The organism is Dyadobacter sp. HNCC25DJ184, from assembly GCF_056895215.1.
Genome location: NZ_JBXHAQ010000013.1, coordinates 129,974 through 143,224, shown reverse-complemented (window position 1 = coordinate 143,224; position 13,251 = coordinate 129,974). Strand labels below are relative to the sequence as shown.

Below are 13,251 nucleotides of genomic sequence, written 5' to 3'. Positions count from 1 at the left end.
AAATATCCATATCTGTTGAAGGGCCTGAGAATACAGCGTCCTAATCATGTCTGGCAAGCCGATATCACGTATATCCCGATGTTTCGTGGATTTATGTATATGTTTGCCATTATCGATGTGTATAGCCGAAGGATTGTCGGATGGAGCATATCCAACACGATGAGCATGGAATGGTGCCGGGAAATTCTCTTGGATACCATTCGTACCGAGGGACCGCCCGAAATATTTAATACAGATCGGAGACGCCTAGTCAAGGTAGCCAATTCACTAGCCCAAACTTTGTTAACTCGTTGTTAGAGAATGGCATAAAAGTATCAATGGATGGTAAGGGCAGGGCACTTGACAACGTCTTCATCGAACGATTTTGGAGGTCGCTCAAACAAGAATATGTATACTTAAACCCACCCAACGGCGGGGTGGATCTGTATAGAGGGGTAAAAGCATACGTCGAATTTTATAACGGTCAACGTAAACACACCGGTACTGGATTTATTCCTAATGACTTGTTCTTTGATGCAAAAGCATCTTAATTAAAATTAACTTTATCCATTGGCTGTCCAACAAAACGGGAGTATCTTATTCACGGCAAATCTCCACACCACTTTTACCTGGAAGCATCCAGTCTACCAGTAAAAGATCATATTCCCCCGTTAGCGCCATATCAAGACCCGATTTGCCTTCACTGGCCGTGTCCACCATGTAATATTCTTCCTCTAAACCCTGTTTAAGAAAATTCAGAATTCCTCGTTCATCTTCTATTATCAGGATTCTTATAATCTTTATTTTGATCGTGTTCTACGAAACATCAAATTTGACGAATCTTTGTATATTCTCAGACACTAATTAAAGCCTGGGCCCCTTTAATCTATCTTAAATTTTCCTTAAGATATTCTTAAAATACAGTACACCCTTCATTAAATCATTTGAGCAATGATTTTTTAATACACTTCACCATAGAATCATCGAGCAAGCTTTCTCGTGGGTTGTAGTCTGGCTCGGTGAAGGCGCCAGTTCCTGCGGGTTGCCTGAAATATGAGCCTGTGAAGATTTTCTCCGAAGTGTTCAGGCTTCGCCTTAATGAATTCAGAGTAGTGTTTAATCATTCTGAATCATGCTTATGCTCAGTGTATAGACAATGTATATTCTCTATCTTTAAGTGAAGATTTTTAGACAGCTCAATCATTTATTCAACAGATGAAAATCAAACCCTTATTCATACTTCTGACCTTCGCTGCGATGCTGTCTATAATAGCAATTTCATGCAATGAGCAGAAGATTTCGAAAGCAAGCCAGTGGCGACTCAAAAGTTTGACTAGAGTGCTGCCTGACAACCCGCAGACGAGGTACATCAGCATATTTTCATATACTGATGATGGAAAAATTGCTTCTTTAAATTCATATCAAGAGCCTGATAGTGCTATTTCGAAAAAGGAACAAAGCATCTATCAATACGATGATTCGGACAGGATAATCCAAATGGCGAGAACGCTCAGCCCCTCAATTTCGGAGCGCTATACTTACACTTATAATTCATCGGGCCATTTATCAATGATCAAATACACAGGTGCCCCGAATGATTTTTACGACATGACTTTTACATATGACAATTCCGGGAAATTGTCTTCCAGCAAAAGATCATTTAATTTTTCTTATGCCGTGTCATTTGAACAGTTGAACGGATATACCTTTAATCAGGAAAATCTTAGCAATGTCGTTACCACCACCACCGTGATCCGAACTGTCCCACTGACAAGTACAACCACAACAGACTTTATTTATGATGACAAACCAAACCCCTTTTTTGGCAACTACCTTATACCCGCCCCAGTCAAAACCGCATCGCCAACAACCGGTAATTTCGCACATTACACGTATTATGGAGGGATTGACAATTTCCTCCACTTGAGCAAAAACAATTTGGTCTCATCAACAATACAAGGATTTTCACAAACCAGTTACAACTACACTTACCATGTCAGTGGCATGCCGGAAAGTAGATTAACTTTTGTAAAAGCAATGCCCAACACACCCGCAGTGCTCCAGGAAACCCTTTATTATGAGTACGAACAACATTGAGATGAATCCTTGGCAAGAATATTCCGGCATTGAACATTGGATAATATCATAAAAGACCATGCAAAAGATGATATATGAATCATTTTTTACATGGTCTTTCTGTTATGAATAGTGGCACCCCCGTGATCCTCTATCTGAGGATCATTAATCGCGCCATATTCTTAAAACTTAATAGTAATTTATTCAAGCCTTGTGATAACCAAATGCGCGGAAACCGGGCGGGTACCTCCGGCAAGTGGGGTTACGGTTAATGCAGTAGGATTGCCTGCGGGGTTCCTGACAGTGAGGATAGAATTGACTGAAGTGGTAGAAACCAATGCTACACCTACAATTTGGGAAGTACCTGTTGCCCTTCCAACAACCGTATAGGCCAGGTCGGCACCATTCAGAGTCAGGATCAGCTGCCCAGCCTCACTGATGCTCACCTGAAACGATACCTGATAAGTACCAATTTCACTCAGATTAAAACTACTAGGTCCAATGCGTGCGATGGTGCTTCCACTACTGGCTGGCCCGTCCTGCGGGAAGCTCACGTCTGTACCGGGAGCGATCGTTGCCGCATTATCAGGAGGCATTAGTGCAAAAAAATCGGCGAATCCCAAGGAAGCGGCTGGTGCTGTGTTTTTTGCGTAAAGGGCATAAGGAACACTCAATAATTGCGATGTTCCCGAAATAGAATAGTCTGATCCACCATCCGGATCTGTTTCTGTTTTAATGAAATAGGGTCCCGAACCCCAATCGATTCCCGAAAATGAGCCCGTTATTCCGGATCCAGTACCAATAGCAACACTTACGAGGCCATTGGCGTTGGTAGTAGGAGTATGAGTTTCGGTGTAGACGGCAGTCCCCTCCGATGTTGCCTGTAAAATGCTGATTTTTAATCCGACGGTGGTATTAACTACCAGCACCCCACCCGAATTTCGGATGACTGCCTGATAGGTCATGGCTTCAGGAGCCTGTGCAAATAAAGACAGGCTGATGAACATCAATAATATAAATATGGAAGATGATTTTTGTAGTAAAGATGACATAGTTTCAGTTTTTTATGATTTTGAATTTTTGTACCTGGTTGTCTTTAATATAATGGATCAAATAGAGGTTCGGCGAAAAACGGCTCATGTCGATTTTCTCTTCGCCCGGCGTGAGTTTTTTGTTTTCAACCACCCGCCCATTAACGTCAAATATTTTGTAGGACCTACTCTGACCTTGTTTGCCTTCCTTAACGAATAAGTATTCCCGAACCGGATTCGGATATAATTCAGCCGATCCGGAAAGCGTTTTTATTCTGACAGCTTTCATTTGAGAATACGAAAAGGAATTGTCGTAGTCTGTCTGCTTGAGGCGATAGTAGCTAATACCTCCGTAGGGTTCCGTGTCGGTCCATGTGTAGCTCTTGGTAGCATTGCTGTTGCCAGGTGCGTCTACAATTACAGCTTGTTCAAAATCAACACCGTTCTGGCTTCTTTCTACTGTGAAGAAATCATTGTTTTCCTCAGAAGTGGTTTCCCAAAGGACCAGCACCAGTTCATTTTCTACCTTTACATCGAAATAAGCGAGACGAACCGGTAGTGACACAAATTCAAATGGCTGCTGCACGCCTTGGTTCTCCCTGCCGCCGATTCCTTCATTGAACGAGTAAGCGACCTCTCCAACCGAGTAGCTGACCGTGCCTCCCGATCCGGTAGCTTCACCGCCACCAGGATCTATAACTGCCTGAGCTTTCACCGTGTGAACAAATAGCGCCATCAGAACACTGAGGCAGCCATAACGGATTTGTTTGTAGAAATTAATTTCGATCGGTTCCAAGAGTTAAGATTTAGAATTAGATTTATATTTCTTCCAATTTCAATAAAATTCTACAATAAATTACAATTAATTATAAATGTTTGCATATTTATTTTTAATTGTATTTATACGTTAACCAAAAACACTCTACGAGAAGTTGCAGATAGTTCGTTTTTAGAAGGGATTAGCAATAAAACGTATTCTAACGCTAAGAAGGCTGTCTTAAATTTTACAATACTTGCGATGAGCCATACGAATCCTGCGAAAGTGGAATCAAAGTTTCATGTGATCACGGTCTATACCTATACGTATTCACCGTCGAGTTTCCCTCGACCAGCCTGGCATTGTTAGACACTACAGATGCGTCAGAATCCGTAAGATCAATTCTGTTTGCCAGGAGTACGAATGCAGAAGCTTTAAAGGATCGGCCTTTGACTAAAAAGATAAGGAATGGAACATCACTGGCAATAGCGTTACACCTAAGGATGTATTGTGTATAAGAGAGGAAAGTCCTTAACAACTGACAGTATTATAGAGGCTCGTTGGTAATTGTTTTCATAGTGACCTCGATCTGCTTTTCAACACTTTCACTCGTGCAATTATTTGCAAAATGAAACGATTCTGCATTTATACAACATCACAGTAAAACTGTGTTTGGAGGAAGGTGTTCTCCAGAAGAAGTGGTTTATAGAATCCCGTTAAAATGGCATAACCTTTCAGGTTAAACTATTTCAACGGGAGCTTGATAACATATTGACAATATCCGAGAAGGTGATATAAATTTAATCTATACCTTGTTTATTAATATAAAGGTAGCTTCACGATCAAAACGCTATTTTCACATCCTCATTTTTGAGAGGGCCCCGGGTTACTTTATTAGTTTAGAACTTCCGATACATGCCGCCTAGATATTGGTTCGCATCTTCTTCTGCAAACTGCGCCTTTTTGGAATCCCAGTGCAATGTTTTATTAGGGAAACGGCCGGCAATTACTCCAAGCAATATGGTTTCCGTAAGACGGGAAGCGTAAGAGAAGGGAGCGCTGCAGGCACCTTTTCCCAAACATGCATCCACGAATTCATGGTAATGCTTATGCACTTCCGAACTATACTCCCGGACTGGCTCACTCAATTTAAACTTCGAGACATCGATATCCTTATAGCTACCGTCAACTATCAGTTTAGGCATTACCTGAAAATGCGGCAAATATAATCTTCCTTTTTCACCAATGAACATCGCGCCCTGGTCGTGAAGATCAGCGCCGTCAGGAAGCATCAGATCTTCGCGTTGCTTATCCGCGCCCACACCATCATACCATACCCATTTCAAAGTATCAGCGGTGTATTTTGTTCCTGGAAATTCATAGGTAACCATGTTCTTTTCAGGGTAACCAAACCCGTTCGGTTTTCTGCAATTCGTTGTAATTGTTCTTGGCACGTCCAATTGCAAAGCGTTATAAGGCGTATCAAAAATATGTACACCCATATCTCCCAGGGTAGCACAGCCGTAATCGACCAGCTTTCGCCAGTTGCCGGGATGGTAGAAACCATCCTTATAAGGCCTTTCAGCCGAAGTTCCCTGCCATAAGTTCCAGTCTAGGTTGGCTGGTACAGGGTCGCCGGTTTCAGGCACCGGACCATTATAACCCCAATTCTTTGGCGACCAGGCTCTTACAGTATGTACTTTTCCGACAATCCCTGACTGGATGAGCAAAGTGGCCAGTTTATAGTCATAAAAAGAATGCACCTGGATACCCATCTGGGTCACCAGTTTTTTGTCTTTGGCAATTTTATCCATTGCCCTCGCTTCCTTCACGTAATGCGTCAGCGGCTTTTGACAATAAACAGGTTTATTCATTTCCATTGCCATCATCGAAGCTGGCGCATGGCTATGGTCAGGCGTGGACACAATCACCGCATCAATATCCTTGCCCATTTCCTTGAGCATAACCCGGTAATCAGCGTATGTCTTTGCATTAGGGAATTTCAATTTCACCTCTTCCAAAACTTTTGAATCCACGTCGCAAAGCGCTACAACATCCACATTGCTATGTGAAGATATCGATGCGAGATCTGCCTGACCCATCCCACCCAAGCCGATGTGAGCGGTTCTTAATCGTTTGTCGACTGCGAACGCCCAAGACTCAACAGGCATGATGGCAAGCGAAGATAAAGCTGCAGCATTTTTAAGAAACTCTCTTTTATTCATGAATCAAAAGGTTAAATTTTTTGGGTTAGATATTAGTTATATAAAATACATATTGAAATTTAAGTGGTTCGATAAACCAATGAGGTTAACAGTAGGTCACAGCAAAAGCTCAATTTGAGCTGTTTTTAGGTCAATTCCAAAAAAAGTCGCCTTGATTGGTGATGATTCTCAAAGTCTTCCTGCTGGCTCAGAAGCGGCACGAGACTGTGAAGTCAAAGCGGGGTTTTCGGGGCGTGACCTCTTCAAGTTTATATTGGCCATTAAACAAAGAGTCTACACCGCCGATTGCTGTTCTCCCGGTTCTTAATCGGGGTATATACGCATGCTGTGTTACATACTTGAGGCCAAATGAATTCAGGAGAAAACGAGCGAACCACCAATGAAATCAGGAGCATCTTTGAAATAAAACCCAGCCCAAGCTGATAATTTGGACACAAAGTATCCCTATCTTTCGGTTCTAACAGTTTCAGTTTAACCAAATCCGAAAGATATATTAATGGCATCAGGTTTTTTTGCAATCTTGGATGATATCGCTGCTTTGATGGATGACGTTGCTTTGGCGACAAAAGTGGCAACACGAAAAACGGCAGGTATATTAGGCGATGACCTCGCCGTTAATGCTGAAAAAGCGACAGGATTTTTGGCCAACCGCGAGCTGCCCGTCCTTTGGGCAATAACAAAAGGTTCGTTGCTCAACAAACTGATCATTGTTCCGATTGCACTAATTCTGAACGAATTTTTCCCTATCCTGATCATCTATATCCTGATTTTTGGAGGCTGTTATCTTGCATACGAGGGGGCAGAGAAAGTAATAGAATACTTTCTGAAAGTTGTTTTAAAAAAGAAGCATGAATCTCATGAAAGTGAGCAAGTGGGGCTAACCGAAAACAATGAAAAAGAAAAAGTAAAATCGGCGATTATGACAGACTTTATCCTTTCGGTAGAGATTGTAATCATTGCCTTGGATGCGGTTTCGATGGAAAAATCGATGATTCGGATCGTCACGGTGGCGGCGGTTGCATTACTGGCAACGGTTGGTGTATATGGTATCGTAGCGCTAATTGTGAGAATGGATGATATGGGCAGGGCGTTAGTTACCCGCTCAAAGCCTGACGGCATACTCTCGAAACTGGGAGAAATGCTAATCAACGCGCTTCCAGTGGTCATCAGGATATTGACTGTCGTTGGAACGATCGCCCTTTTGCTGGTGGCGGGCGGCATTTTCGCACATAATATTCATTTCCTGCATGACTTATTTCCGAACGTACCAGCTATACTGAAAGAGTTCGGTATTGGGCTGGTTGTAGGAGTAGTCGTAGCGGGGATACTAGGCGGCGTTAAGGCGCTGGTTAAACTTTTTAAAAAACCGAAAGCATCAGGATATCAACAGTAAAATATGGTTTCCGACTTAAGGCTTTGAGAACGTCTCTAACCGATAAGTAATATTGATTTAACCTTCAGGTAACATCATTTAAACTCACGAAAGCTAGTTTTGCATGCACCAAAAAAATGGTCATGCGTAAACTATTCATTCTGGTAAGTATACTTGCAGGCGGTTTTTCAACTTCCGTACAGGCACAAAACCCCGACCCTGCTTATCGGCTCGTAACGGCGGAGTCATTTGTTCAGTCGAAAAACTATTACCTGCTCACCCTGCTGCAACAGATTCGTGCAGCAAAGCATATGATCGCATCGGATACGGTGCTGGCTACTATTGCCAAATCCAAATTTACCTATCTCGAAAACGCGGTCAAAGACAGAAAACCTACCTATCCGGACTATTCCGCAGGAATGAAATTTTCGGAAATCGAGATAGTCGATATCGGGAACCGTTTAGGTCAAATATATACCGCCAATAATGCTTTGGGAAAGCTTGTAAAAGAGCATCTGATTCCATCCGGGACTTATATTCTTTTTAAGAATATCGATGGAAAAGAACTCTTGAAAAAAGCCTGGGAGCAGGATGCCAGAGCTGTAAATCATGCAATTGAGGTATATATCGAGGGTAAAAAACCTAACTATCCTGCCATAGACTCGATCAGCTTTAAGCGAACAGCAAAGAGTTTTGTTCCATTGGTCTATGATGGTGCAGACGTGGTAAGACAAGAAGCAAAGGATAAAGAGTTGTTTTTCGGCCCATCAATGCACTTTGCGTTGCAGTTTTTAGAACTGAATGAGCGTGACGAATCGGCAGACTTTGAACCGATGACGCAAACCGTCAACAGGGCAGCATATAATAAAATAAAATCAATAGACTGGAAAAAATTTAAGTATACCCTGATTCTCATCCCCGGTTCGGGCCCTGATACCTACACGCGAGCATTGAGCGAAGGGAGTATATTACGTTGCAGAATCGCTGCTTTACGTTATCGGGAAGGTCTCGCGCCATTTATTGTCGTTTCCGGCGGGCGGGTGCACCCCTACAAAACAAAGAACAGCGAAGCTCTTGAAATGAAAAAATTCCTCATCCAAACTCTGCATATACCTGAGGAGGCGATCATCATGGATCCCCATGCGCGCCACACCACAACGAATATCAGAAATGCTGTTCGCCTGCTTTTTCGATATGGAATGCCGGTAGACAAGACTTGTCTTATATCGACAGTGCGTTCGCAAAGTTTCTATATCACTGATCCCGCTTTCGAGAAACGTTGCATGAACGAGATCAACCATATCCCTTACAAACTGGGTAAACGACTTTCCGAAACGGATTTTGAATTCACGCCTGTACTTGATGCCTTGCATATCGACGCGGACGAACCATTAGATCCATAGCATTATGAAAACCTTACTTGCCTTCATAAGCACCATATCATTAGGCGTCGCAACCATCGTTCAGCCGGAAATCACGTTTCGTTCTTCAGGTACCATCGATTCACTCGGAGCCTGTCAGGGCGCTGCCTTTATTCAGGGAAAAGTTTATCTGTATGGTGACCGCGAAGTGGGTATGATACGTCAATTTTCCGTGAATAACGACTCGTTAAACTTCGACAACCGGGAAGTTAAACTTACGCTCAATGGAAAGGATCTCATAAACCATCCAACTGGCATTGCCTGGAGGCCTGATATGCCGGTTTTCATCGGAAACAGTATCCGGCTTAATACGGAGGGCACGTTGTGGAAGGCGGTAATCCATCAGGTGGATTGGTCGGGGCTTCAAAAAACAGGAACTTTGGACGGAAATCTGATCAGCAATATCGAAGACGACGCATGTATCCAAGGCACACGACCGGAGTATGTTCGTTTTAAAAACAAATGGTTTGTGGCTACCGCGGATTATGGTGACAAGAAAAATGAGGTGCGGCTATATGATCCTGCCGCGCTGGCAAAAGCTGCAAGGACCAGCGAAAAAGGCGTTTTATATAAAAAGTTCGATTGCGGCCCGTGGGTTCAAAACCTGCATTGGGTGGACGATAAGGGCATTTTGCTGCTAATCCAAAATCAGATTGAAGGCAGAAAATGGAGGTTCACTTTTATTGATTTTGAAAAATCCGTTGAAAAAGGCAGTGCGCAGATTATTCGGGTAATTGATATCGACAAGAACGACGAGCTGGAAGGATTTACATTTTTGGGTAACCTCTCAAATGGTCTGGCTGTTACATCTTCTCGTAAAAACAACGCCCACGTTTTGGACATCAGCTGGTAGTCACACAAAATACAAATCCAGTTTTCTTCACATTACGATAACACTTACTTCCCTTTGGCTTAATGGGAGGAATGTACTTTTGCACTCGCATTTCGGCATTTGCATACCTCAAAAGTGCTTTGCTACTCACGAGATAATCTCAAAATAATTAAACTTCTATTTACTTATGAAAAAACAACTTTTACCAATTATTACCGTGGTAATCGCTGGTTCATTGGTGTTAATTCCGGGGTACCCGCTGTGGGCATCCATAGAAAAAAAGCCTTCAGCAAGTCAGTTACAACGAAATGCTGAGTCTCCCAAAATCACCGTTACCGGCAAGGTGATAGACGAAAATGGTGAGCCACTTCTTGGCGTTACCGTTCTTGAAAAGGGAAACAACAATCGTGGCGCTGTTACCGATATCAATGGTGAGTTCTCGATCGAAACTATTTCTGGAAATACGCTTGTATTTTCATTTGTTGGATTTATCGCGCAGGAAGTGGTGGTCAACAACGACAAGCCGCTCAGTATTCAGATGAAACAAGACGCGCTGATGCTCAATGAGGTGGTAGCCGTTGGATATCAGACTCTTCGCAAAAGTGATTTAACCGGGGCGGTATCAAGCGTTAAAGCTAAAGAACTGAACCTTACCACGCCAACTATCGGACAAGCCCTTGTCGGAAAAGTGGCTGGTGTTCAGATATCTCAGGTAAGTGGTGCTCCTTATGTAGGTACTAAAATCAGGGTTCGTGGTGTTGGTTCGATCAATGCCAGTTCAGATCCGCTATATGTAATTGACGGATATCCTGCTGGAAATGATGTATTTATTAACCCAAACGATATCGAATCCATTGATATCCTAAAAGATGCTGCATCGGCCGCCATTTACGGTTCTCGTGCTGCGGGTGGTGTGGTTTTGATCACGACGAAACGCGGAAAAGAAGGAAAAGGCAAGCTGGAATATGACTATCAATTCGGCGTTCATCAGCTGGCCAAAAAAGTGGATATGCTTAACTCCTCGGAGTTTGCACAATTGCTGATCGACGGCCGTAACAATACTTACCGCGACCTGATGGTTAATGCTGGAAAAGCATGGAACGACGGAATGTTCTCCGATGACAATGCCACGCGTATCAAAAATTTGGGTGGAAGCGCAGGTTCTGTTAGTATCCCAACGGATCTGTACGATTTTCCAAGCCAAACTCTGATTACGCCAAAATATAATACCGACTGGCAGGATGAGCTTTACCGCAACGCGCATGTAAGCCGTCATAATATCAATTTCTCTGGGGGCCAGAAAGGATTGCGATATTCGATCAGCGGTGGATATTTGACGCAACAAGGTATCATCCTGAGCACTAAACAAGACCGTACCAATTTCCGCGCAAACATTGACGCAGATGTCAATAAGAAACTGAAAGTCGGAGCCAATCTCGCATATACGTATAATGAAAACCGTGAGGTTCAGGAAGGCCGGTTCAACCAGGGACCGATCCTCGGCGCATTGGTATACATGCCGATCTTTAAGGCTTATAATGAAGATGGAACACTTGCCAAGAACGAGGCTGCCGCCATGAGCTCAGGATATGGTTTGCAGTCTATCGAGAACCCCGTGGCATTGGCGACAGAAACGCATATCAATCGTAGAGCCCAAAGAGGAACTTACAACGGTTTCGCCATTTTTGAAATCGTTAAGGACCTGAATCTTAAGGCCAACATTGGTTTGCAGTCTTACAACGAGAAATACGAATACTACCTCCCTACCAGCCTGAGTAGTGGTGCTAATCCTCCGGGCTCACCGCAGGCGATTGCCGCGGCCAACGCATTGGCACGTACCGTAAACTACATGGACAAGCTGGCCGAGTTTACCTTGAACTACAAGAAAACCTGGGGCAGACATAATATTGACGGACTTTTGGGATACTCTGCTCAGGAAAACAACCGCGATGTTATCTCAGTGATTTCCAGAGGCTTCCAGAACGACCGTATTGAGGAGATTACTGCAAAAGGTGCTGATGCGATTTACTTTGCATTAAACTCAGGCAACCCGGAAGGTGACGGAACAGGAAAGACCAACTGGACTTTGCTTTCATATCTCGCACGTATTGTCTATAATTTCGACAACAAATACTACCTGACTGGATCTTTCCGTACCGATGGTTCTTCCCGTTTCGGCCCCACCAACCGCTGGGGTAATTTCCCTTCTGTTTCTGCTGGCTGGAATATCTCGAACGAATCTTTCTACGGCGATTTCCTTGGTAAATCTTCAACAATGAAACTTCGTGCAAGCTGGGGTTTGAGCGGTAACAACAACATTGGTAACTACAACTTCCTTCAAACTATGGCCAGCCCTGGTGGAGCTGTATTTGGCAATGGGACAGTCAATACTGCGCTTTGGGCGGATGGTATCAAAGACAAAAACCTGGGCTGGGAATCGACATCTCAGTACAATGTCGGACTGGACCTTGGTTTGTTCCAGGACCGTCTTTCTATCGTTGCCAACTACTACCTGAGCCGTTCGTTTAACTTGCTTTTTAACCAGCCGCTTTCAGCGATATCAGGTTCTTCAACGATCCTGACCAACCTTAGAAATTCCAAAGTTCAAAACACCGGATTTGATATCCAGATGGATGCAAGAGTGGTTTCAAGAAAAGATTTCAACTTGAATTTGAGCGGAAACTTCTCACTAAATCGTAATAAAGTCCTTGATATGGGTGGTGCGAACACCATCTTATCTACTGGTGCAGAGCGTTCATATGTTACACATATCACTCAAGAAGGCCAGCCTATTGGTATGTTCTACGGATTCAAGGTGAAAGGTATGGTGCGAGAATCTGACATGGAAAACCTGGCGGCTGACAACGCGGTCTCTAACGCTTCGACACAGAAATTTCCCGAAGGATATGTACTGAAAGGTCCAGCCCGTTCATCCTCCTCTACCAACCCGCTTCGCCCGGGCGACCTGTATTTCGAAGATATCAATAACGACGGCGTAGTAAATGACGCTGACAAACAAGTGATTGGTAGCCCGCATCCCAAGTTCACATATGGGTTCGCGATTACGGCAAGCTACAAAAACTTTGATTTCAGCTCTTCATTCAACGGTGTTTACGGAAATCAGGTATTGGACGGACAGGATTATTATATTTTCAATATGGAGGGTTCGGGTAACCAGTATTCAAAAGTATTGAATCGGTACCGTTCGGAAGCTGAGCCAGGTGACGGAAAAATCTACCGTGCAGCTCGTGGCGGAACGCAGAGCAACAGTACACGTCTTTCTACCTTCTATCTCCAAGACGGCTCATTCCTGAGATGCACGAATATGACCTTGGCTTATAATGTGCCTCAGATAGCGCAATTCAGCAAAAACGCAATCAGCAATTTGCGTATTTATGTTGGTGTTGACAACGCATTTACCTTGACCAAATACCTGGGTTACAATCCTGAGGTGGATTACAACAATGGTTCGAACCTTACTCCGGGTGTTGACTATGGTAAATATCCATTGGCTCGCGCCTACAATATCGGAGCTCGTATCACCTTTTAATTGAAAGA

General features: G+C 43.5%; 11 protein-coding genes. 7 read left to right on the top strand and 4 right to left on the bottom strand.

What is annotated here, in order from left to right; all coding sequences use genetic code 11:
• The first annotated feature begins 15 nt into the window (after nt 1-15).
• Together AC1XUD_RS19265 and AC1XUD_RS19260 are read left to right on the top strand one after the other, a co-directional pair.
• Entirely contained in the window at nt 16-297 is a 282-nt protein-coding gene (locus tag AC1XUD_RS19265) for a DDE-type integrase/transposase/recombinase (protein ID WP_483362676.1), read from the top strand.
• A complete protein-coding gene (locus tag AC1XUD_RS19260) occupies nt 291-530 on the top strand; it encodes an integrase core domain-containing protein (RefSeq protein WP_483362675.1) in 240 nt (79 codons plus the stop codon). The genes AC1XUD_RS19265 and AC1XUD_RS19260 overlap by 7 nt, the downstream gene beginning before the upstream one ends.
• A 46-nt stretch (nt 531-576) precedes the next feature.
• On the opposite strand, the gene AC1XUD_RS19255 is transcribed toward AC1XUD_RS19260, so the two are convergent.
• Entirely contained in the window at nt 577-759 is a 183-nt protein-coding gene (locus AC1XUD_RS19255; RefSeq protein WP_483362734.1) for a response regulator, read from the bottom strand.
• Between the two features lie 435 nt (nt 760-1,194).
• Here AC1XUD_RS19255 and AC1XUD_RS19250 point away from each other — a divergent pair, with 435 nt between their 5' ends.
• Nucleotides 1,195-2,076: a hypothetical protein gene (locus AC1XUD_RS19250; protein ID WP_483362674.1), complete on the top strand. Its 882-nt coding sequence runs from the start codon at nt 1,195-1,197 to the stop codon at nt 2,074-2,076.
• Between the two features lie 179 nt (nt 2,077-2,255).
• Here the strand turns inward: AC1XUD_RS19250 and AC1XUD_RS19245 are convergent, their stop codons facing one another.
• From AC1XUD_RS19245 to AC1XUD_RS19235, 3 genes are all read right to left on the bottom strand, one after another.
• The gene (locus tag AC1XUD_RS19245) at nt 2,256-3,107 is read right to left on the bottom strand and encodes a hypothetical protein (protein ID WP_483362673.1); all 852 of its coding nucleotides are present in this window, start codon (nt 3,105-3,107) and stop codon (nt 2,256-2,258) included.
• Between the two features lie 4 nt (nt 3,108-3,111).
• Complete coding sequence (locus tag AC1XUD_RS19240) at nt 3,112-3,882, bottom strand: T9SS type A sorting domain-containing protein (RefSeq protein ID WP_483362672.1); 771 nt, start codon at nt 3,880-3,882, stop codon at nt 3,112-3,114.
• An 860-nt stretch (nt 3,883-4,742) separates the two neighbouring features.
• Nucleotides 4,743-6,068 carry a Gfo/Idh/MocA family protein gene (locus AC1XUD_RS19235; RefSeq protein WP_483362671.1) on the bottom strand — a complete coding sequence of 442 codons (1,326 nt, stop codon included), beginning with the start codon at nt 6,066-6,068 and terminating at the stop codon, nt 4,743-4,745.
• 496 nt (nt 6,069-6,564) lie between these two features.
• Here AC1XUD_RS19235 and AC1XUD_RS19230 point away from each other — a divergent pair, with 496 nt between their 5' ends.
• From AC1XUD_RS19230 to AC1XUD_RS19215, 4 genes are all read left to right on the top strand, one after another.
• Nucleotides 6,565-7,461 (top strand): DUF808 domain-containing protein, encoded by an 897-nt coding sequence (locus tag AC1XUD_RS19230; RefSeq protein ID WP_483362670.1) that lies wholly within the window; start codon nt 6,565-6,567, stop codon nt 7,459-7,461.
• Nucleotides 7,462-7,583: 122 nt separating this feature from the next.
• Nucleotides 7,584-8,843, top strand: a complete 1,260-nt coding sequence (locus tag AC1XUD_RS19225) for a YdcF family protein (protein ID WP_483362669.1) — start codon at nt 7,584-7,586, stop codon at nt 8,841-8,843.
• Nucleotides 8,844-8,847: 4 nt separating this feature from the next.
• A complete protein-coding gene (locus AC1XUD_RS19220; protein ID WP_483362668.1) occupies nt 8,848-9,714 on the top strand; it encodes a hypothetical protein in 867 nt (288 codons plus the stop codon).
• Between the two features lie 166 nt (nt 9,715-9,880).
• The gene (locus AC1XUD_RS19215) at nt 9,881-13,243 is read left to right on the top strand and encodes a SusC/RagA family TonB-linked outer membrane protein (RefSeq protein WP_483362667.1); all 3,363 of its coding nucleotides are present in this window, start codon (nt 9,881-9,883) and stop codon (nt 13,241-13,243) included.
• The last annotated feature ends 8 nt before the right edge of the window (nt 13,244-13,251 follow it).